General features: G+C 59.4%; 18 protein-coding genes and 1 pseudogene. 11 read left to right on the top strand and 8 right to left on the bottom strand.

The window, feature by feature from the left end; all coding sequences use genetic code 11:
• Positions 1 to 72: 72 nt before the first annotated feature.
• The 3 genes from pdxA to ACIGEK_RS00145 form a co-directional block, all read right to left on the bottom strand.
• Positions 73 to 1,074 carry a 4-hydroxythreonine-4-phosphate dehydrogenase PdxA gene (gene pdxA, locus ACIGEK_RS00155; protein ID WP_397491397.1) on the bottom strand — a complete coding sequence of 334 codons (1,002 nt, stop codon included), beginning with the start codon at positions 1,072 to 1,074 and terminating at the stop codon, positions 73 to 75.
• 157 nt (positions 1,075 to 1,231) lie between these two features.
• Positions 1,232 to 2,524: a peptidylprolyl isomerase gene (locus ACIGEK_RS00150; protein ID WP_397491396.1), complete on the bottom strand. Its 1,293-nt coding sequence runs from the start codon at positions 2,522 to 2,524 to the stop codon at positions 1,232 to 1,234.
• Positions 2,505 to 5,297 (bottom strand): LPS-assembly protein LptD, encoded by a 2,793-nt coding sequence (locus ACIGEK_RS00145; protein WP_397491395.1) that lies wholly within the window; start codon positions 5,295 to 5,297, stop codon positions 2,505 to 2,507. The genes ACIGEK_RS00150 and ACIGEK_RS00145 overlap by 20 nt, the downstream gene beginning before the upstream one ends.
• 125 nt (positions 5,298 to 5,422) lie before the next feature.
• Between ACIGEK_RS00145 and ACIGEK_RS00140 the strand changes: the two genes are divergently transcribed.
• The 3 genes from ACIGEK_RS00140 to ACIGEK_RS00130 are packed head-to-tail and all read left to right on the top strand — an operon-like array spanning position 5,423 to position 7,870.
• Entirely contained in the window at positions 5,423 to 6,439 is a 1,017-nt protein-coding gene (locus ACIGEK_RS00140; RefSeq protein ID WP_397491394.1) for an aminoglycoside phosphotransferase family protein, read from the top strand.
• Positions 6,436 to 7,107 carry an N-acetylmuramate alpha-1-phosphate uridylyltransferase MurU gene (gene murU, locus ACIGEK_RS00135; RefSeq protein WP_397491393.1) on the top strand — a complete coding sequence of 224 codons (672 nt, stop codon included), beginning with the start codon at positions 6,436 to 6,438 and terminating at the stop codon, positions 7,105 to 7,107. The genes ACIGEK_RS00140 and murU overlap by 4 nt, the downstream gene beginning before the upstream one ends.
• Before the next feature lies 1 nt (position 7,108).
• Positions 7,109 to 7,870, top strand: a complete 762-nt coding sequence (locus ACIGEK_RS00130) for a DnaJ domain-containing protein (RefSeq protein WP_397491392.1) — start codon at positions 7,109 to 7,111, stop codon at positions 7,868 to 7,870.
• Between the two features lie 3 nt (positions 7,871 to 7,873).
• Here ACIGEK_RS00130 and ACIGEK_RS00125 read toward each other — a convergent pair whose 3' ends face one another.
• Entirely contained in the window at positions 7,874 to 8,884 is a 1,011-nt protein-coding gene (locus tag ACIGEK_RS00125) for an alpha/beta hydrolase family protein (RefSeq protein WP_397491391.1), read from the bottom strand.
• A 136-nt stretch (positions 8,885 to 9,020) separates the two neighbouring features.
• Between ACIGEK_RS00125 and rpe the strand changes: the two genes are divergently transcribed.
• The 6 genes and pseudogenes from rpe to trpC all read left to right on the top strand — a co-directional run bounded on the left by rpe (position 9,021) and on the right by trpC (position 14,606).
• The gene (rpe, locus tag ACIGEK_RS00120) at positions 9,021 to 9,695 is read left to right on the top strand and encodes a ribulose-phosphate 3-epimerase (protein ID WP_397491390.1); all 675 of its coding nucleotides are present in this window, start codon (positions 9,021 to 9,023) and stop codon (positions 9,693 to 9,695) included.
• Positions 9,692 to 10,557 (top strand): annotated as a pseudogene (locus ACIGEK_RS00115) (phosphoglycolate phosphatase). The gene rpe and the pseudogene ACIGEK_RS00115 overlap by 4 nt, the downstream one beginning before the upstream one ends.
• A gap of 68 nt (positions 10,558 to 10,625) precedes the next feature.
• Positions 10,626 to 12,119 (top strand): anthranilate synthase component I, encoded by a 1,494-nt coding sequence (gene trpE, locus ACIGEK_RS00110; RefSeq protein WP_397491389.1) that lies wholly within the window; start codon positions 10,626 to 10,628, stop codon positions 12,117 to 12,119.
• An 11-nt stretch (positions 12,120 to 12,130) separates the two neighbouring features.
• A complete protein-coding gene (locus ACIGEK_RS00105) occupies positions 12,131 to 12,724 on the top strand; it encodes an aminodeoxychorismate/anthranilate synthase component II (RefSeq protein WP_397491388.1) in 594 nt (197 codons plus the stop codon).
• Positions 12,724 to 13,773: an anthranilate phosphoribosyltransferase gene (trpD, locus tag ACIGEK_RS00100; RefSeq protein ID WP_397491387.1), complete on the top strand. Its 1,050-nt coding sequence runs from the start codon at positions 12,724 to 12,726 to the stop codon at positions 13,771 to 13,773. The genes ACIGEK_RS00105 and trpD overlap by 1 nt, the downstream gene beginning before the upstream one ends.
• On the top strand, positions 13,770 to 14,606 hold the full coding sequence (gene trpC / locus ACIGEK_RS00095; protein ID WP_397491386.1) for an indole-3-glycerol phosphate synthase TrpC: 837 nt from the start codon (positions 13,770 to 13,772) through the stop codon (positions 14,604 to 14,606). Before trpD ends, trpC begins: the two co-directional genes overlap by 4 nt.
• 59 nt (positions 14,607 to 14,665) lie before the next feature.
• Here trpC and crp read toward each other — a convergent pair whose 3' ends face one another.
• Positions 14,666 to 15,310, bottom strand: coding sequence for a cAMP-activated global transcriptional regulator CRP (crp, locus tag ACIGEK_RS00090; RefSeq protein WP_136664372.1), 645 nt, complete (start codon positions 15,308 to 15,310; stop codon positions 14,666 to 14,668).
• Positions 15,311 to 15,542: 232 nt separating this feature from the next.
• On the opposite strand from crp, the gene ACIGEK_RS00085 reads away from it, so the two are divergent.
• Positions 15,543 to 15,968 (top strand): OsmC family protein, encoded by a 426-nt coding sequence (locus tag ACIGEK_RS00085; protein WP_160089400.1) that lies wholly within the window; start codon positions 15,543 to 15,545, stop codon positions 15,966 to 15,968.
• A gap of 68 nt (positions 15,969 to 16,036) precedes the next feature.
• Here the strand turns inward: ACIGEK_RS00085 and coq7 are convergent, their stop codons facing one another.
• The 3 genes from coq7 to ACIGEK_RS00070 form a co-directional block, all read right to left on the bottom strand.
• The gene (gene coq7 / locus ACIGEK_RS00080; protein ID WP_397491385.1) at positions 16,037 to 16,684 is read right to left on the bottom strand and encodes a 2-polyprenyl-3-methyl-6-methoxy-1,4-benzoquinone monooxygenase; all 648 of its coding nucleotides are present in this window, start codon (positions 16,682 to 16,684) and stop codon (positions 16,037 to 16,039) included.
• Positions 16,685 to 16,799: 115 nt separating this feature from the next.
• Positions 16,800 to 17,633, bottom strand: a complete 834-nt coding sequence (locus tag ACIGEK_RS00075) for a formylglycine-generating enzyme family protein (protein WP_397491384.1) — start codon at positions 17,631 to 17,633, stop codon at positions 16,800 to 16,802.
• Positions 17,618 to 17,956 carry a histidine triad nucleotide-binding protein gene (locus ACIGEK_RS00070; RefSeq protein WP_339412847.1) on the bottom strand — a complete coding sequence of 113 codons (339 nt, stop codon included), beginning with the start codon at positions 17,954 to 17,956 and terminating at the stop codon, positions 17,618 to 17,620. Before ACIGEK_RS00070 ends, ACIGEK_RS00075 begins: the two co-directional genes overlap by 16 nt.
• 198 nt (positions 17,957 to 18,154) lie before the next feature.
• Here ACIGEK_RS00070 and ACIGEK_RS00065 point away from each other — a divergent pair, with 198 nt between their 5' ends.
• Positions 18,155 to 19,636, top strand: a complete 1,482-nt coding sequence (locus ACIGEK_RS00065) for an AAA family ATPase (protein WP_397491383.1) — start codon at positions 18,155 to 18,157, stop codon at positions 19,634 to 19,636.
• The last annotated feature ends 6 nt before the right edge of the window (positions 19,637 to 19,642 follow it).

Raw genomic sequence — 19,642 nt, 5'->3', positions numbered from 1 at the left:
GAATGTAACGCGGGTAGAAAGCCCGGCAGTTTAACAGCATTGGCGGCGTACGCCCCGTGCCGGGCGTGGCAGTCAGGCGCTTTTCACCTGGCTGGCGGCCATTTCATACGCGGTTTGCAGGGCGACCTGCAGGCTGCCGCTGTCGATTTTGCCGCTGCCGGCCAGATCCAGCGCGGTGCCGTGGTCGACCGAGGTGCGGATGATGGGCAGGCCCAGGGTGACGTTTACTGCAGCGCCAAAGCCTTTGTATTTGAGCACCGGCAAGCCCTGGTCGTGGTACATGGCCAGCACCGCGTCGCAATGATCGAGGTGTTTGGGGGTGAACAGGGTGTCGGCCGGCAGCGGGCCTATCAGGTCGATGCCTTCGCTGCGCAACTGCTGCAGGGTGGGTTCGATCACTTCGATCTCTTCCCGGCCCAGGTGGCCGCCCTCGCCGGCATGCGGGTTGAGGCCGCAAACCAGAATGCGCGGCTGGGCGATACCGAATTTTGTGCGCAGGTCATGATCGAGAATGCGCGTGACTCGGCTGAGTCGCTCTGGGGTGATAGCTGCGGCTACGTCCTTGAGTGGCAGGTGCGTGGTCACCAGCGCTACGCGCAGACCGTGGGTGGCGAGCATCATCACCACCTGCTCGGTGTGGGTCAGCTCGGCTAGAAATTCAGTATGGCCGGAGAAGGCAATACCTGCGTCGTTGATTACGCCTTTGTGTACGGGGGCGGTAATCATTCCGGCGAAGTGCCCGTCGATGCAGCCTTGCCCGGCACGTGTCAGGGTTTGCAGTACATAGGCGGCGTTAGCGTTGCTCAGTCGACCGGGAATGACCGTCGCTGCCAATGGTGTGTCCCAGACATACAGGCTGCCGGAAGCTGCGGCCTGCTGCGGCCAGGTGTCGGGGCTGACGCTGATCAGCTGGATATTCAGGCCCAGATGTTTCGCGCGTTCGGCCAGCAGTTGTTGACTTGCTATTGCGATGATCGGGTGTGGTTGTGCTTCGCGTGCCAGCAGCAGGCACAGGTCAGGGCCTATTCCTGCCGGCTCGCCGGGAGTCAGTGCGAAAAGGCGGGGCGTGGTCATTGGTGAACTCTCCGTGGCGATGCGCCAACTCTGTTAGTGCGGCAGCGGTTAGTAAAGAGGCGCGTTGTTAGCAGGCGAAAAAAAGCCCGGCTTTGCGTGTGCATAAAGCCGGGCTTGATTTGTTGCGTACGCTAGCTGCGTCCGCGTGCTAGGTCGATCAGAGCTTGCTCTCGACGTAGGCTTCATCGCGGATCTGGCGCAGCCAGGCTTGCAGCTCTTCGTCGTACTTGCGGTTACGCAGCACAGTCATCGCCTGCTGTTCGCGGAACTGCACGCTGCTGTCGGTGGCGCGGCGGCCCATTACTTCCAGTACGTGCCAGCCATAAGGACTCTTGAACGGCTTGGACAGCTCGCCTGCCGGCGTACTGTTCATCACTTCGCGGAACTCGGGCACCAATACGTTCGGGTCGATCCAGCTCAGCGTACCGCCGTTCAACGCAGAGCCTGGGTCTTCGGAGAAGTTCTTCGCCAGTTCGGCGAAATCTTCCCCGGCCAGGATGCGCTGGTACAGGCGCTCGACCAGGCGTTTGGTTTCGGCCTCGCTACGGATTTCGCTTGGCTTGATCAGGATGTGGCGAACATTCACTTCGTCACGTACCTGGCTGTCGCCGCCGCGCTTTTCCAGCAGCTTGAGCATGATAAAGCCGCCCGGGGTACGCATCGGTTCAGTCACCTGGCCAACCGACAAGGCGCTGAGCATTTTGTCGAAGGGCGGTGGCAGTTGTCCGGCCTTGCGCCAGCCCATTTCGCCACCTTCCAGCGCGGTTTCACTGGCAGAGCGAGCGATAGCTAGCTGGGCGAAATCGGCGCCTTGCTGCAATTGCTGATACAGGTCGCGGGCCTGGCGGTCAGCAGCCTGGATGTCCTCCGGGGAGGCACCTTCGGGTACTGGGATAAGAATGTTAGCCAGGCGGAACTCTTCCGAAAGCTGCATCTTGCCCATGTCCGAGGCGAGGAAGTTCTGCACTTCCTGATCGGTTACCTGGATACGCTCCGCCACACGACGTTGGCGCACGCGGCTGATGATCATCTCGCGGCGCACTTGGTCACGGGCGTCGGTATAGGACAGGCCGTCTTTCGCCAAGGCTGCACGGAACTGCTCGATGCTCATGCCATTGCGCTGGGCAATGGTGCCGATGGCCTGGTTCAGTTCTTCGTCGGTAATGCGAATACCCGAGCGCTCACCAATCTGCAGCTGAATGTTCTCGATGATCAGGCGTTCAAGCACCTGCTGGCTGAGCACATGCTCAGGCGGCAAAGCCGCACCGCGCTGTGTGATGGTCTGCTGCACCTCACGCAAGCGTGAATCGAGCTGGCTTTGCATGACGACATCGTTATCGACAATCGCTACAACGCGGTTGAGTGGTTGTACCTCAGCGTTTGCCGCAGTACCCAGAAACAGCGCGCCCAACAGCAGGGGGCGCACGCAATCAGAAAGCTTGATCTTCACGTTCACGATAACCTTGAATGCCTTTGTCGAGGAAAGTCTCAACTTTACTACCCACTACACCGCCCAGGCCTTTGAGTACGATCTGCAGGAAGATGCCGCGATCAGCCTGGTCGTTCAGCGACGGGTTGAGGCTGACTTCGTCGTAGTCGATCCAGTAACGGTTGATCAGGCGTAGTTTCCAGCAGCAACTGTCGTACTCGAAGCCGGCAAAGGCTTCCAGCGTACGGTCGCGGCCGTAGTCATACTGCCAGCGGGAGATCACGCTCCACTGTGGCACGATTGGCCAGATAACCGAGAAATCGTGCTGGCTGATCTTGTAGTAGTCCTTGATGAATTCAGGCGACCCAGGGGTGCCGTAGTCGCCACCGCCTACTACCCAATTACCGCTTGCCTCGTCATAGCGCACAGTGTCATTGCGGTAGCGATAACCGGCGTTAATCACCTTGTTTGGGTTATCTTCCGGTTGGTAATGGAACATTGCACTACCCGATCGGGTGCTGCCGCTATCCGGATCCCAGTTGAAGTCGGAGGAGAAGCGCCAGTCGCGGTTAAAGCGATACAGGTACTCAAGCGCATAAGGTGAGGTTGATGCTGTTGCGTCGGCACGTGTGCGGTAATCAATACCTGGCAGTTGCACCTGACGATCTTCAAAATAGAAGGCCTGGCCGATGCTAAAGCGCTGGCGCTCAAAGCCGTTTGACTCAATCAGGCGGCTTGTTATCCCCAGCGACAACTTGTTCTCGTCACCGATGCGGTCCTTGCCTGAAAAGCGGTTTTCGCGCCACAGCGAGGAGTAGCTGAAAGTGCTTTCGCCAGTATCGAAGACTGGAATATCAGTCTGGTCTTCTTCTGGGACATAAAGATAGAAGGCGCGTGGTTCTAGTGTCTGTCGGTACTGGGTACCAAACAGCTGAGTGGTACGGTCGAAGTACAGGCCACTGTCTAAGCTGAACATGCCGACGCCTCGGCTCTGGCTGCTCTTGTAGGTCTGTTCGTCCAGTAAAGTGCTTTTGCCTTGCGGGTCCAGGCTCAGATCGTAATTGGTCTGCAGGTATTTGACCTGGGGTTTGATATAGCCCCAGCTCCAGTTCAACGGCAGGCTAATCCCTGGCTCTACGTGCAGGCGGTCACCGTTCGCGCGGGCCAGGCCTTTTAGGCGAGTGTCGTACCATGGCGTGCCTACTGTACCGTCGGGGTTGAGCGGACCGCCGTCTTCGTCGATAAAGCTGCCTTTACGTAGGCTGCGGTCAAAGCGCACGTATTCCGTGCCATAACTGAAGTTAACCCCAGCAGGCTTAAATGGCAGTACGCCATCAAGCGTTAGCTGCGGTAAGCGGTTATAAGGTGTGGTGTCAGTGATATTCGCCAGCTCGTAGGCGTGAGCGTTAAAGCGCGCGGTATAGCTGTCGCCACGGTAAGTCAGAGTGCCGCGCTGATTGACGTAGCTGTTGAAGCCAACACCCAGATCTGTGCTCAGATCCTGGAAGTAGTAAGGGTCACTGATGTCGGTGTAGTCGACTTCGGCCAGCAGGCGTGAGGTAAGGCCAGTCTTGTGCTGCCAGCTGTACATCCAGCGCTGATCTTCATAATCAGACTGCAGTTTGCGGTCGTCATTGCTGTCTTGCAGGAATGCGCCGCCAACTTGGCCTTCGCTGTTCTTGGTGAGGTAGCGGAATTCGCCTTCCATCAGCAAGCCGCGGTCGCTCATGTAGGTTGGGTACAGCGTGGCATCGTAGTTCGGTGCCAGGTTGAAGTAGTAAGGCGTTTGCAGTGTCAGGCCATTACTGCCTGAGCTACTAATGCTCGGCGGCAGAAAACCGGACTGGCGACGGTCATCAATCGGGAAGTAAATATAAGGTGTGTAGAACACCGGAATATTCTTCACCCGCAAGGTAACGTTGGTTGCAGTGCCGAAGCCGGTTGCCGGGTTCAGTGTGATGTTGTTGCCCTTCAGGTGCCAGGCATTGCTGCCCGGTTCGCAACTAGTATAGGTGCCGTCTTTCAGGCGGATAATCGCGCTTTCTTCACGCTTGGCGTAGAGCGCGTTACCGCGAATATGGCTCTTGTGCAGCACATATTCGGCGTTATCGACTTTGGCTTCACCGTTGTCCAGTTGCAGCTCGGCGCGGTCACCGACAACCAGCATGCCTTGATCGCGCAGGCGTACATTACCGATCAGCTCGCCACGGTTTTCCGCCTGGCGCAGATTGGCCTCATCGGCCTCAACCTGCATGCCAGCTTGACGCAGCACTACATCACCGGCGAGGGTGGCGACTTGCTCTTCCTGCTCATAGCGCGAGGCTTTGGCAGAGAGGAACATCGGCGCTTCGCTCATTGGCGTCTTGTCGTTCATGCCTGGTCGAATAGGCTCTACATACGCACCTGCGCAGTATGGGCCGGCTTCAGCCAGTTGAGCCGCTGTGAGGTTTTCACGTGAGACCCAATCGAGGTGGCTGTAGTCGGCGCTGCGCGATGACAGGCCTTTGCCACGGCTTTCCGTAACCAGAGTTGCTTGCGCTGCTTTGCTCTGGCCGGGTTCAGCGCTGCTTTCACCTGCCTTGCTGCTGGCAAGCGAATCACGTTGTACTGGCCGTGCTGGCAGTGCAGCATTGCTGGTCTTCGGGGCGCATGCCCAGCCGCCGGTGGCGGAAACCTGGCAATCGTACTGCTCGGCAGCGATAGCAAAAGGAACGGCTAAAGGTTGTAGCGCCAGAAGGCTGCCAGTTACCAGTAGAGGGAATTTTTTACGAAACGCGGGGTATTTTACTGCCATCTTATTTTTTCCGGGCTTCCTGCGCGCCAATGGCCCTGAGGCCGCACGCCTCTCGATGGGCTTGAAAAGATGCTGGATAATAAAGCATGACCCGCGCAACGGCTAGCGCCGTCGGAGACCTTGTAATGCCTGATGAAGATGTACGCTTAAAACTTCTCGAAAACTGGCTGGATCAGCAGCTGCCTGGGCTGTTTGCCGAGCAGGGTTGGGGCGCTGTACCGGCCGCCACGCTTACCTCTGCCAGCAGTGACGCCAGTTTTCGTCGTTATTTCCGCTGGCAAGGAGCTGGGCGCAGCCTGATCGTTATGGATGCGCCGCCGCCACAGGAAGACTGTGCGCCTTTTGTCAAAGTAGCGCAGCTACTGGCTGAGGCGCACCTCAACGTGCCGCAGATTCTCGCCGCTGATCTTGAGCGAGGCTTTTTATTGCTCAACGATTTGGGCCGGCAGACCTATCTGGATGTGATCAACGAAGACAATGCGGATGTGCTGTTTGCAGATGCCATGCAGGCCCTGCTGGCACTTCAGCAGCTGCCGATGACCACGCCGCTACCCAGCTACGATGATGCCCTGCTGCGCCGTGAGCTGCAGCTATTCCCCGAGTGGTATGTACAACGCCACCTGGGTGTTGAGTTCAGTGAGCAGCAGCAGGCCCTGTGGCAGCGCGCCAGTCAGCTGCTGATCGACAGCGCCCTGGCCCAACCCAAGGTGCTGGTACATCGTGACTATATGCCGCGCAACCTGATGCTCAGTGAGCCGAATCCTGGTGTGCTGGATTTTCAGGATGCGGTCTATGGGCCGGTGACTTATGACGTCACTTGTCTGTTCAAAGACGCCTTCCTTAGTTGGCCCGAGGCGCGCGTGCGCAGTTGGTTGGAGCAATATTGGCAGCAGGCGCGTGATCTGGGTGTACCGGTACAGGCAGAGTTGGAAGACTTCCTGCGTGCCAGTGATTTGATGAGCGTACAACGCCACCTCAAAGTCATCGGCATCTTCGCACGCATCTGCCATCGCGATGGCAAGCCCAAGTACCTGGGGGATGTGCCGCGGTTTTTCTCTTATGTAGAAGCGGTATTGGCGCGTCGGCCGGAGTTGGCTGAGCTGGCTGAGCTACTTGGCAGCCTTCGGCGGGAACCTGTATGAAGGCGATGATTCTGGCTGCCGGTAAAGGTGAGCGGCTGCGCCCGCTGACCCTGCACACACCCAAACCGTTAGTGCGTGCGGCTGGCGTGCCCTTGATCGAATACCACGTGCGCGCGTTGGCAGCGGCCGGGTTTACCGAATTGGTGATCAATCATGCCTGGCTGGGGCAGCAGATTGAGGATTACCTGGGTGATGGATCGCGCTTTGGCGTCAGCATTGCCTATTCCGCTGAAGGGGAGCCGTTGGAAACTGGCGGCGGGATATTCCAGGCTTTGCCGCTGCTGGGGGATCAGCCGTTTGTATTGATCAATGGCGATATCTTCACCGACTACCCCTTTGCCGAGTTGCGCCGTCCGTTATCCGGCCTGGCTCACCTGGTGCTGATCGATAACCCTGGCCATCACGTCAAGGGCGATTTTTGTTTGCAGAATGGGCAGGTTACGGACGCGCAGGAAGGGCAGGACAGTCTGACCTACAGCGGCATGGCCGTGTTATCGCCTGGGCTGTTTGCTGGTTGTGAGGCAGGCGTGTTCTCGCTTGCGCCATTGCTGCGTGCGGCCATGGCGACGGGGCAGGTCAGCGGCGAGCGGTTTGCCGGTTGCTGGGTGGATGTGGGTACCCATGAGCGGCTGGCTCAGGTCGAGCGTTTGCTTGAGGCGCGCGGCTAGGATGATCTGGCCTGTGACCTTTCTAGGGGCGGTTGCCGGGCTGGCGGTTGCCAGTATTCCAGGTGCCATGCTCGGCGGTTTGCTGGGCCAGGTTCTGGATCGGCGCTTGCGTCTGCAGTCTTGGGCGGCCTTGCGGGAGCGCCTAGGCGGCCGTGCCGAGGTGCGTGACGAGTGGCTGCTATTCGTGCTTTTGGGGCGTTTGGCCAAAAGCGGTGGTCGCGTGATGCCGGCGCATATCCAGCAGGCGCAGGCGGAAATGCAGCGCTTGGGGCTGAATGCCGAGGGGCAGCGTCAGGCCATCGCGGCTTTTGCTCGGGGCAAGACCGGGCGCGACAGTTTGCGCATGCCGCTGCGGCGCCAGCACGCGCGAAGTGAAATGCTGATGCGCGCGTGCTGGCGAATGGCCTGGGTGGATGGCCAGGTCGGTCAAGCCGAGCGCGAGCTGATTATGCTCTGGGGTAAATGGCTGCAGGTTTCATCTGCTACCCAGGCGCAGCTAAGTGATGCTTATGCGCCGCAACGGGGGCCGCTGGTTTCGACGGCCAGCAATGCCTATCAGCGTGCCCTGAATCTGTTGAACGTGAATGCCGATGCCGAGCCGGCGCAGATCAAGCAGGCCTATCGGCGCTTATTGAGCCGCCATCACCCCGACAAACTGGCGGGCAGCGGCGCCACGCCAGGGCGTGTGCGCGAGGCGACTGAGCGTACCCGTGAGTTGCACCAGGCCTATGACCTGATTCGCCAGCGTCACGGCTTTCGTTAGCGGCTATTTCGCCTGTAGTTTCAGTGTCAGCCAGCCACGAATACGGCGGTAGAGCTGCTCCTGTTCGGCTTCACGGTTGCCCGGCAGCGCCTTCATGGCGATCTGTATATAGCTGGGGTGCTTCTGCCGTTTGCTGGCTTGCGAGCGTTTGAGTGCGGCCTGGCGGTCGGCGGGTAGATCCTTGTAATAGAAATCGCCGGTGGCCAGTTGCAGCTGCGGGATCAACTCATCGAGTGGCGGGGTATAGCCGGCTGGCAATTGTGCAGCTACCAGCAGCAGGTTCTGAATTTTGGCTGGTTTGCGTTCGGCCAGGTAGCGTGCGGCCCAGTAAGCGCCGCTGCCGTGGCCAAGCAGCACTATGGTCTTGGCTTGCTGTTGTTCGGCAAAGCCGATGGCCGACTCGATGCGTGCCAATACGCGTTCGGCATGGGCTTGCTCCTCCTCCTCGATGGTCTTCACTTTGCTCGCTGCGGTTTCGGCGCTGTCGAGTTGGCTATTGCTAGTGGCTTCATCTACAGCAGGGCTGCCCTCTGCGGATGTCTGCGTGGCGTCTGCAGTGTCTTCTGTTGGGGCTGTCGTCGGTGGTTCGGCGCTGCGCAGTGGCGGCGCATCGCTGTTGGGGTCGGGTAGGGTCAGGCTGAGGCTGTGCCAGCCGCCATTGGGCAGCTTGCTGCGCAAGGGGCCGACACTTTGCGGCCAGTCGGCGCTTTCATCGTCGCCCGGCAGAATGATTACCGCGCCGCTGGGCTCGGCAACATTGGCAGGTAGCCAGAGGGCCAGGAAGCGTTCATCGCCAGCCTGCAGTTGCTGCTGTTCCTTTTGCTCCAGTTGCTGCTCCAGCGCCGTGGCTTCCACCTCGCTGCGTTCGGCTAAGGGCGCGCGCACTTCTTCTGCAGGTGCGGTTGAGCTGTCTGTCGCCGCGGGTGCTTCTTCTGCGGGTGTTTGTTCTTCCGCCTGCAGTGGGCTGATTGCTAGCAGCAGGCTCAGGGCAAGGGTGGCGGGGCGCGAAAACATGGGGTTCTCCAGCGAACATCGAGTCTCAGCAGCCTAGCCTTTTCCGTCCAGCTTTGTCAGGTGTCGCTCACGCGCGCCAGGCCTTGGATCGGGCTGGTACAATGCGCGCCTTCCGTGAATGCCACCGAGGTGCGTTATGCAACCCTTCGCCATTGCTCCGTCGATTCTTTCTGCTGACTTCGCTCGCCTGGGTGAGGAAGTGGACAAGGTGCTCGCCGCCGGGGCTGACATCGTGCACTTCGATGTGATGGACAACCACTATGTGCCTAACCTGACGATTGGCCCGATGGTCTGCGCCGCGCTGCGTAAATATGGCATCACCGCGCCGATTGATGCGCACCTGATGGTGCAGCCGGTGGACCGTATCATTGGCGACTTTATTGAGGCCGGGGCGAGCTACATCACCTTCCACCCTGAAGCTTCGCAGCATATCGACCGCTCTCTACAGCTGATCCGCGATGGCGGCTGCAAGGCCGGGCTGGTGTTCAATCCGGCCACCTCGCTGGAGGTGCTCAAACACGTCATGGACAAGGTCGACATGATCCTGCTGATGAGCGTCAACCCCGGCTTCGGCGGGCAGAAATTTATCCCCCATACACTGGAGAAGCTCAAAGAGGCGCGTGCACTGATCGACGCATCGGGGCGTGATATTCGCCTGGAAATCGACGGTGGGGTGAATGTGCAGAACATCCGCGAAATCGCTGCGGCGGGCGCCGATACCTTTGTCGCCGGCTCGGCTATTTTCAATCAGCCGGATTACAAAACCGTAATCGACGCCATGCGTGCCGAACTGGCAAAGGCGCGCGGGTGAGTCTGCTGCGCGAGCTGTTCCAGGGTGAGCTGCCGCGCTTGGTGATGTTCGACCTGGACGGCACCCTGGTGGATTCGGTGCCTGATTTGGCTGTCGCCATCGACAAAACCTTGCTGCTGCTCGGCCTGCCGGCAGCGGGCATCGAACAGGTGCGCGATTGGGTTGGCAATGGCGCGCGGGTGCTTGTGCGCCGCGCCCTGGCGGGCGGCCTGCAGCATGAGCATATAGACGAGGCCCGTACCGAGCAGGCGCTGGAGCTGTTTATGCAGTACTACGCCGAAAACCACACGCTGACCCAGGTCTATCCTGGCGTGCGGTCTACCTTGGACTGGCTGCGCGAGCAGCCGGTCGAGCTGGCGATTGTCACCAATAAGCCCGAGCGTTTTGTCGCGCCGCTGCTGGATGAGAAGGGTTTGGGGGGCTATTTTCGCTGGATTATCGGCGGAGATACCTTGCCGCAGCAGAAGCCCGACCCTGCGGCGTTGCTGCATGTGCTGCAGCTGGCGCGGGTAGATGCGGCGCAGGCACTGTTTGTCGGCGACTCGCGCAATGACGTGCTGGCGGCCAAGGCTGCAGATGTCCAGTGTGTGGCGCTGAGTTATGGCTATAACCACGGGCGGCCGATTGCCGAGGAGAACCCGGCGCATGTGCTGGATTGCCTGAGCGGTTTACTGCGCTCCGCCGAGCCCACGCTTTTGCCGGGCCTTGCGGGTTGATTCGCTTCCGGCCCTGCGCTAGTGTGGCCGGAATTCAATCCCGCCTGAATTAAGAGAGCTTCGTGGTGGTTACCTGCAATCGCTGGTCGGCAAGTTCCGACATGAAAATCATCAAGGCCTTGGCCCGTTGGCGCTGGCGCCTCTGACCTGATCTTGGCCGCTTAGCCGGCGCGTTTGCACACGACCGTTTTAACCTCAAGCCACGAGGCTGATCATGACCCGCGAAGAATTCCTGCGTTTAGCCGCTGCCGGCTATAACCGCATTCCTGTTGCCTGCGAAACCCTGGTGGATTTCGATACGCCGCTGTCCATCTATTTAAAACTGGCTGACGAAGCCAACACCTACCTGCTCGAATCCGTGCAGGGCGGTGAGAAGTGGGGGCGTTACTCGATCATCGGCTTGCCGGCTCGCACCGTGCTGCGGGCTTATGAGCACGATGTAACGGTCAGCGTCGATGGTGTGGAGGTCGAGCGCCATCACTGCGAAGACCCGTTGGCCTTTGTCGAGCAGTTCAAGGACCGCTACAAGGTACCGACCCTGCCAGGCTTGCCGCGTTTTAACGGTGGTTTGGTCGGTTACTTCGGTTACGACAGCGTGCGTTATGTCGAGCCAAAGCTGGCCAAGGGCGTGAACCCGGACGCACTGGGCACGCCGGATATTTTGTTGATGGTCTCCGATGCCGTGGTGGTGTTCGACAACCTCGCCGGCAAGATGCACGCCATTGTGCTGGTTGACCCCGCTGATGCCGATGCGTTGGAACAGGGGCAGGCGCGGTTGCAGGAAATTCTGCACAAGTTGCGTCAGCCGATCACTCCGCGCTTGGGTGTTGACTTGGCAGCGCCTGCAGCGGCTGATCCAGACTTCGTTTCCAGTTTCAAACGCGATGATTACGAGCACGCGGTTAAGGCGATCAAGGATTACATCCTCGCTGGCGACTGCATGCAGGTGGTGATCTCGCAGCGTATGTCGATCCCCTTCAAGGCCGCGCCGATTGATCTGTATCGTGCGCTGCGTTGTATCAACCCGACGCCCTATATGTACTTCTTCAACTTCGGCGACTTCCACGTAGTCGGCAGTTCGCCAGAAGTACTGGTACGCCTGGAAGATGGCTTGGTCACCGTACGCCCGATTGCCGGCACACGCCCGCGTGGCGTGAACGAAGAAGCCGATCTGGCCTTGGAAGAAGACCTACTGTCCGATGCTAAGGAAGTTGCCGAGCACCTGATGCTGATTGACCTGGGCCGTAATGATGTTGGCCGGGTGGCCAGTACCGGCAGCGTCAAACTCACCGAGAAGATGGTGATCGAGCGCTATTCCAACGTGATGCATATCGTCTCCAACGTTACCGGCCAGTTGAAGGAAGGCTTAACGGCGATGGACGCGCTACGCGCGATTCTGCCGGCAGGCACCTTGTCCGGCGCACCGAAGATTCGTGCGATGGAAATCATCGACGAGCTGGAGCCGGTCAAACGCGGTGTCTACGGCGGCGCCGTGGGCTACCTGGCGTGGAACGGCAATATGGACACTGCCATCGCTATCCGTACCGCAGTGATCAAAAACGGTGAACTGCACGTGCAGGCCGGTGCCGGCATTGTGGCCGACTCGGTGCCCGCGTTGGAGTGGGAGGAGACGCTGAATAAGCGTCGCGCCATGTTCCGTGCTGTGGCGCTCGCCGAGCAAACCGTCACTGACCTGTCCACGCGCTGAGGAGTCCCGCCATGCTTTTGATGATCGATAACTACGACTCCTTTACCTACAACGTGGTGCAGTACCTGGGTGAGCTGGGCGCTGACGTGCATGTGATCCGCAATGATGAGCTGTCGATTGCCGAGATCGAGGCGCTGCAGCCTGAGCGCATCGTGGTCTCTCCGGGGCCGTGCACGCCGACTGAAGCAGGGGTGTCCATTGAGGCCATCCTGCATTTCGCCGGCAAGCTGCCGATTCTCGGTGTGTGCCTGGGCCACCAGAGCATCGGCCAGGCTTTCGGCGGCGATGTCGTGCGCGCCCGCCAGGTGATGCACGGCAAGACTAGCCCGGTGTTCCACCGTGATCTGGGCGTCTTCGCCGGCCTGAACAACCCGTTGACGGTCACCCGCTATCATTCCCTGGTGGTCAAACGCGAAACCTTGCCGGACTGCCTGGAAATCACCGCCTGGACCCAGCATGAAGATGGTTCGATGGATGAGATCATGGGCCTGCGCCACAAGACCCTGCATATCGAGGGCGTACAGTTCCACCCTGAGTCGATCCTTACCGAACAGGGCCATGAGCTGTTTGCTAACTTCCTCAAACAACAAGGAGGCCTGCGCTGATGAATATCAAGGAAGCCCTCAATCGAGTGGTCAATCAGCTCGACCTTAGCACCGAAGAAATGCAGGACGTCATGCGCGAAATCATGACGGGCCAGTGCGCGGATGCGCAGATCGGCGCCTTCCTGATGGGCATGCGCATGAAAAGCGAGACCATCGACGAAATCGTCGGAGCGGTCTCGGTGATGCGTGAGCTGGCCAGCCATGTGCACTTGCAGACCCTCGATCATGTGGTGGATGTCGTCGGCACCGGCGGCGATGGTGCGAACATCTTCAACGTCTCCACGGCGGCAAGCTTTGTGGTTGCGGCTGCAGGCGGCAAGGTGGCCAAACACGGCAATCGTGCGGTTTCTGGCAAGAGCGGCAGTGCTGATCTGCTGGAGACTGCAGGGATTTACCTGAGCCTGACGCCCGTGCAGGTGGCGCGTTGTATCGAGAGCGTCGGCGTCGGCTTCATGTTTGCCCAGGTGCATCACTCAGCGATGAAATATGCCGCCGTACCGCGTCGTGAGCTGGGCCTGCGTACCCTCTTCAATATGCTCGGCCCGCTGACCAATCCGGCCGGGGTCAAGCATCAGGTGGTGGGCGTGTTCAGTCAGGCCCTTTGTCGGCCGCTGGCCGAGGTGCTCAAGCGCCTCGGCAGCCAACACATCCTGGTGGTGCATTCGCGCGATGGCTTGGATGAATTCAGCCTGGCGGCGGCGACCCATGTGGCGGAACTGAAAGATGGGCAGATCAGCGAGTACGAAGTGCTGCCGGAAGACCTTGGGCTGAAGAGCCAGAGTTTGGTCGGTCTTGCAGTGGAAAGCCCGGAAGCCTCGTTGGCACTGATTCGTGATGCCCTGACGAAACGCAAGACCGACGCCGGGCAGAAAGCAGCCGACATGATTGCCCTGAATGCCGGTGCGGCGCTGTATGCGGCGGACCTGGCGAGCAGCCTCAAGCAGGGCGTGCAGCTGGCCCATGACGCCTTGCATACCGGCCTGGCCTGGGAAAAGTTGCAGGAGTTGGTGTCCTTTACCGCTGTATTCAAAGAGGAGAATGCCGGGTGAGTATTCCAACCGTTCTGGAGAAGATTCTGGCGCGCAAGGCTGAAGAGGTTGCCGCGCGCCGCGCCGTTGTTTCGCTGGCCGAGCTTGAGCAGCAAGCCCGCACTGCCGACCCGGTACGCGGCTTTGCCGAGGCACTGATCAGTCAGGCCAAGCGCAAACAACCGGCAGTGATCGCTGAAATCAAAAAGGCCTCACCGAGCAAAGGCGTGCTGCGTGAGCACTTCGTTCCTGCCGAGATTGCCCAGAGTTACCAGGCCGGCGGGGCTACCTGTCTGTCGGTACTAACCGATATCGACTTCTTCCAGGGCGCCGATCGCTACCTGCAGGAGGCCCGTGCGGCCTGCACGCTGCCGGTGATTCGCAAGGATTTTATGATCGACCCGTATCAGGTCGTTGAAGCCCGCGTCCTGGGGGCTGATTGCGTGCTGCTGATCGTCTCGGCGCTGGAAGACGGGCAGATGGCCGAGCTGGCGGCCACGGCTAAGTCTTTCGATCTCGATGTGTTGGTGGAAGTACACGATGGCGACGAGCTGGAGCGTGCGCTGAAAACCCTGGATACGCCGTTAGTGGGCATCAACAACCGCAACCTGCACACCTTCGAGCTGAATCTTGAAACCACCCTCGACCTGCTGCCACGCATTCCCCGTGACCGGCTGGTGGTGACCGAGAGCGGCATCCTCAATCGCGCCGATGTCGAGCTGATGGAAATCAGCGAGGTGTATGCCTTTCTGGTCGGTGAAGCATTTATGCGCGCTGATAATCCGGGCGCTGAGCTAGAGCGCTTGTTTTTTCCTGAGCGCAAACGGGTGATCACTTCGCCTGATGTGGATTGATAGCCAGACATAAAAAAACCGACGCATGAGTCGGCTTTTTTATGTCTGCGACATACGGCTTAGCGCGTGCCAAATACCACCATGGTCTTGCCTTTGACGTTAACCAGGCCCTGCTCTTCCAGAGCCTTGAGTACGCGGCCAACCATCTCGCGGGAGCAGCCGACGATACGGCCAATCTCCTGGCGGGTGATCTTGATTTGCATGCCGTCAGGATGAGTCATGGCGTCTGGTTGTTTGCACAGATCGAGCAAGGTACGGGCAACACGACCGGTAACATCAAGGAAGGCCAGGTCGCCGACCTTGCGCGTGGTGTTGCGCAGGCGCTCGGCCATCTGGCTGCCCAGGGCGTAGAGGATGTCTGGGTCCTGCTGAGTCAGCTCGCGGAATTTGGCGTAGCTCAGCTCCGCCACCTCGCACTCGGTCTTGGCGCGCACCCAGGCGCTGCGTTCTTTTTCGGTGCCGTCCTTTTCGAACAGGCCCATTTCTCCGAAGAAGTCGCCGGAGTTGAGGTAAGCGATGATCATTTCACGACCATCATCGTCTTCGATCAGGATAGTGACCGACCCTTTGACGATGAAGAACAGCGTTTCGCAGCGATCGCCCGCATAGATGATGGTGCTCTTGGCGGTGTAGCGACGACGGTGGCAATGCGCGAGAAGCTTGTCGAGATTTTTTATTTTAGGTGTGAGGGTAATAGCTACCATGCCTGAATCCCGAATTTATAAAGGTAAGCCGTTGTGCGGCTGAAGTTCTAATAATAGTTATCTGTACAAGTGTGCCAGTAATTAGCTATCAGCTTAACCACCAGTCCAAGACTAGGTGTTGTTTTGCGACCTGGCTAACACTCAGCACGAGCTTTTGGCTCTATTGGCACCCAAAGAGGTTGTAACGGTGCTGTGCTAAGCTCCCTTCCTTTTTAACAGCGGAGCCCAAGTAATGAAAGCGCGTATTCAGTGGGCCGGCGAAGCCCTGTTTATCGGTGAGTCGGGCAGTGGCCATGCGGTGGTAATGGACGGCCCGCCAGAGAGCGGTGGACGCAATCTGGGTGTGCGCCCGATGGAGATGGTGCTGATCGGTTTGGGCGGTTGCAGCAACTTCGATGTGGTCAGCATTCTGAAAAAATCCCGTCAGGCGGTAGAAAGCTGTGAAGCCTTTCTGGAAGCTGAGCGCGCCACTGAAGAGCCCAAGGTATTCACCAAGATTCATCTGCATTTCGTGGTCAAGGGCCGCGGTTTAAAGGAGGCTCAGGTCAAGCGTGCGGTTGAACTGTCGGCAGAGAAATACTGCTCGGCCTCGATCATGCTGGGCCGTGGCGGCGTTGAGATCACCCACGACTACGAGATTATCGAGCTGGGCGAGTAGCCTGCTGCGATAAACCCGTGAACGAAGAAGGGCACCGCGGTGCCCTTTTTTGTGCCCCTCATTCAGCCTTACACCCGATAGGTGGTGCTGGTCATCACTTTGGCCAGCAGGCTCATGCCGAACTTCACCGGCGCCGGAAAGCGCAGGCCGCCGGCATCCAGAGCGTTGCAGGCATGCTGTTCTTCATCGACACGCATTTGTTCGAGAATCGCGCGGGATTTCTGATCCTCCTGCGGAATCTGCTGCAGGTGTTCATCAAGGTGTTTGACCACCTGGTCTTCGGTGGCCGCGACGAACCCCAGGCTGACCTTGTCGCTGATCAGCCCGGCGGCCGCGCCTACGCCAAAGGACAAACCGTAGAACAGCGGGTTGAGGATGCTCGGCTGACTGCCCAGCTGGCGGATACGCTGCTCACACCACGCTAAGTGGTCGATTTCCTCATCGGCGGCATGCTCCATGGCTTTGCGTACCTGTGGCAGCTTGGCGGTCAGTGCCTGGCCCTGGTACAGCGCCTGGGCGCAGACTTCACCGGTGTGGTTGATGCGCATCAAACCAGCGACATGTTGGGCCTGCTGTCCATCCAGCTCGGCTTCCGGCTGCACGATGGCTGGCGATGGCCGGGTCGGCTGACCGCTGAAGGGCAGCAATGTGCGCAGCGCAGCATCGGCTTGCAGCAGCAGGCGATCAACAGGTGAGAAGTGACGTTCGCTGGCCATAGGGACCTCCGGCGATGATGACGGCGATCAGTTTACTCCACGCGGGGGAGAAGGTCTGTTGACGTTTCGTCGCAGCCTCGCCGATTCGTCAACCACCTATGAAGCATGGCCACCGTCAGGGCAATTCGCGTAGCACGCGAAAACCCAGGGCATAGTCCTTGTGCTGTGGTTGTTTCATGTCGCGCTGGCTGCTACGCAGGTAGGTCGGACCACCGTTCCAGGCGCCGCCGCGCACCACCCGGGGGCTTTTGTCGAGCAGGCTGGCCGCCTGCTGCTCGCTGCCATCGAAGGGGCTGGCAAAGCGCGAGGCGGTCCATTCCCAGACATTGCCGGCGGTGTCATACAGGCCGAAGGCATTGGCGGCGAATTGGCCGACGCGCTCAGTTTTGCTTTGGATCAGGCGTGACGTTGCGCAACCACGGCAATGCGCGCGCGGTCGTGTTTCCGGGCTGTCGAGCTGCTCGCCCCACCAGTAGTAGCTGGTGCTGCCGGCGCGGGCGGCGTATTCCCACTCGGCTTCGGTGGGCAGTCGATAGCGCTGGCCGGTAACCTTCGACAGCCATTGGCTGTAAGCCAGGGCCTGATGCCATGACACATGGATTACCGGTCGCTGCGCCGACAGTCCCCAGCCCTCGTTATCCGGCATCGCCGTGGAGGTGGCCTCGGCGTAGTGCTGCCAGTCGGTAAAGCTGACTTCGTAGCGACCGATGGCAAAGGGACGGCTGATTTCGATGGGGGTAAGCGGGCGTTCGTTATGATTGCCGCGGCCGCTGTGGTCACCCAGCAGATAGCGCCCGGGCGGGACCACAACCAGCGGCGGTCCTTGCTGATCCTGGGGCAACGCGTCGCTGAAAACGCTGCCAGGCGTATACGCATGCGCTGGATTGCCAATCAGCAGGGCGAGCAAGGTCAGTGTGCCGAGTAATGAACGATTCAACCCGGTGGCCATGCCATCTGCCGCTGACCCAGTACGTGCATATGGATGTGGTGCACCGTCTGGCCGCCTAGGTCATTACAGTTCATCACCACGCGAAAGCCTTCCTCGCAGCCTTGTTCCTTGGCCAGGCGCTGAGCGGTGAAGAGGATATGCCCTGCCAGCGGCGTGTCGGCTGCGCTCAGATCATTGAGAGTGCTGATGTGCTTTTTCGGGATAACCAGAAAGTGCACCGGTGCTTGCGGGCCGATATCGTGAAAGGCAATCACTTGATCATCTTCATAAAGCTTGCGCGCCGGTATTTCACCAGCGACGATCTTGCAAAATAGACAGTCCATGGACAGTCTCCCGGCCAATATTAAGAGGCCGAGTTTAACAGGCCGTTGAAAAACTACCTGCGTTGCCGATACTGCGTTAAAAACAGACTCAAAATGCTCATTTACTACTCGTAAACTCCGCTTTTTCGTCTGCTTTTGCCTTGTCTCGGCTGCCTCGCCGACATTTTTCAACGGCCTTTTTGTGGACAAGGAGCGTGGGTGAAAAACGATATTCATGATCTGGGCTTGGTATTGGATTCCAAGACCAAGCTTGTACTGATTGAGTCCTGGGATGAGCTGCGGGTGCTGGAAACCCTGACCAGCCTGGCGGTGCGTCGCAGTCTTGGCTTGCAGCTGTGGTCGGTAACCGAAGGTTTGCAGCGGGTGGGGTTTTCCATTCAAGAGCCTGTTGACAGCACGACGCTTGAGCCAGAAACCGCCCTACGTCTGATCAAGGCGGATACGCAGCCGACGTTGTATGTGATGTGCGACCTGCATCCCTTTCTTGATGACAATCCCAAACTGGTGCGTTTGCTCAAAGAAATCGCCATGAACGAGCAGCCCAGCAAACCGACACTGGTGCTGGTATCCCACGCCTGCAAACTGCCGCCGGAAGTGCAGCGTTACGCCTCGCGTTTCAGCCTGTCGTTACCCTCCGAGGAAGAGCTGCTGGCCATTGTGCGTGATGAGGCTACGGCCTGGAGTGCGCGCAACCGCAATGCTCGCGTGCGCACCGATAACCGCACCCTGCAACAGGTGGTGAAGAATCTGCGCGGCCTTAGCCATGCAGAGGCCCGTGCGCTGGCGCGCAATGTAATCTGCGATGACGGCGCGATTACCCAGGAAGACCTGCCGGAGCTGAACAAGACCAAATTTCAGCTGCTCGATCTCGATGGCGTGCTGAGTTTCGAGTACGACACCGCACGTTTCGCCGAGGTCGGTGGGCTGAGCAACCTCAAGCGCTGGCTGGGTGAGCGGCAGAGCATCTTTCTTGAAGGCAAAGGCGTTGATCTGCCCAAGGGTGTGCTGCTGGTTGGGGTGCAGGGCGGCGGTAAGAGTCTCGCCGCCAAGGCCATCGCCGGTCTGTGGGGCTTGCCTCTGCTGCGTCTGGACTTTGCCTGCCTGTACAACAAGTTCTTCGGGGAAACCGAGCGCAACCTGCGCGAGGCTCTCAAGCTGGCTGAGCAGATGGCGCCCTGTGTGCTGTGGATGGACGAGATCGAGAAAGGCCTGGCCAGCGGTGACCATGACGGCGGTGTCAGCCAGCGCGTGCTCGGTACCCTGCTGACCTGGATGGCCGAGCGCAAGGCGCCGGTATTTATGGTGGCCACTGCCAACGTCATCTCCCGGCTGCCGCCGGAACTGGTGCGCAAGGGGCGATTCGATGAGCTGTTCTTTGTCGATCTGCCGGATGCTGCGGTGCGTGCCGAAATCTTCCGGATTCACCTGGCGCGGCGCGAGCTGGAAGTGACTGGTTTTGATCTGACGCAACTGGCGGCTGCTTGTGAAGGGTTTTCCGGGGCGGAGATCGAACAGGCGGTGGTCAGCGCCCTGTATGCCGCGCAAGCCCAGCAACAAATGGTGGATCAGGCATTGCTGCTGCAGAGCATCCAGAGCACTGCGCCACTGTCGGTGGTGATGGCCGAGGATCTTGCCGCGCTGCGCGCCTGGGCGGATGGGCGCACGGTCAACGCGGGCTAGAACAGT

Origin of the sequence: Pseudomonas sp. NPDC079086 (assembly GCF_044542155.1) — a bacterium.
Lineage (GTDB): Bacteria > Pseudomonadota > Gammaproteobacteria > Pseudomonadales > Pseudomonadaceae > Aquipseudomonas.
Note: the sequence above shows the minus strand (reverse complement) of the source record. Positions and strands in the feature narration are given on the sequence as shown.

Bases quoted from the DNA above. Each gene is read 5' to 3' on its own strand.
- pdxA (WP_397491397.1), bottom strand. From the start codon at position 1,074: ATGACCACGCCCCGCCTTTTCGCACTGACTCCCGGCGAGCCGGCAGGA.
- ACIGEK_RS00145 (WP_397491395.1), bottom strand. From the start codon at position 5,297: ATGGCAGTAAAATACCCCGCGTTTCGTAAAAAATTCCCTCTACTGGTA.
- ACIGEK_RS00140 (WP_397491394.1), top strand. From the start codon at position 5,423: ATGCCTGATGAAGATGTACGCTTAAAACTTCTCGAAAACTGGCTGGAT.
- murU (WP_397491393.1), top strand. From the start codon at position 6,436: ATGAAGGCGATGATTCTGGCTGCCGGTAAAGGTGAGCGGCTGCGCCCG.
- ACIGEK_RS00130 (WP_397491392.1), top strand. From the start codon at position 7,109: ATGATCTGGCCTGTGACCTTTCTAGGGGCGGTTGCCGGGCTGGCGGTT.
- ACIGEK_RS00125 (WP_397491391.1), bottom strand. From the start codon at position 8,884: ATGTTTTCGCGCCCCGCCACCCTTGCCCTGAGCCTGCTGCTAGCAATC.
- rpe (WP_397491390.1), top strand. From the start codon at position 9,021: ATGCAACCCTTCGCCATTGCTCCGTCGATTCTTTCTGCTGACTTCGCT.
- trpE (WP_397491389.1), top strand. From the start codon at position 10,626: ATGACCCGCGAAGAATTCCTGCGTTTAGCCGCTGCCGGCTATAACCGC.
- ACIGEK_RS00105 (WP_397491388.1), top strand. From the start codon at position 12,131: ATGCTTTTGATGATCGATAACTACGACTCCTTTACCTACAACGTGGTG.
- trpD (WP_397491387.1), top strand. From the start codon at position 12,724: ATGAATATCAAGGAAGCCCTCAATCGAGTGGTCAATCAGCTCGACCTT.
- crp (WP_136664372.1), bottom strand. From the start codon at position 15,310: ATGGTAGCTATTACCCTCACACCTAAAATAAAAAATCTCGACAAGCTT.
- ACIGEK_RS00085 (WP_160089400.1), top strand. From the start codon at position 15,543: ATGAAAGCGCGTATTCAGTGGGCCGGCGAAGCCCTGTTTATCGGTGAG.
- coq7 (WP_397491385.1), bottom strand. From the start codon at position 16,684: ATGGCCAGCGAACGTCACTTCTCACCTGTTGATCGCCTGCTGCTGCAA.
- ACIGEK_RS00075 (WP_397491384.1), bottom strand. From the start codon at position 17,633: ATGGCCACCGGGTTGAATCGTTCATTACTCGGCACACTGACCTTGCTC.
- ACIGEK_RS00070 (WP_339412847.1), bottom strand. From the start codon at position 17,956: ATGGACTGTCTATTTTGCAAGATCGTCGCTGGTGAAATACCGGCGCGC.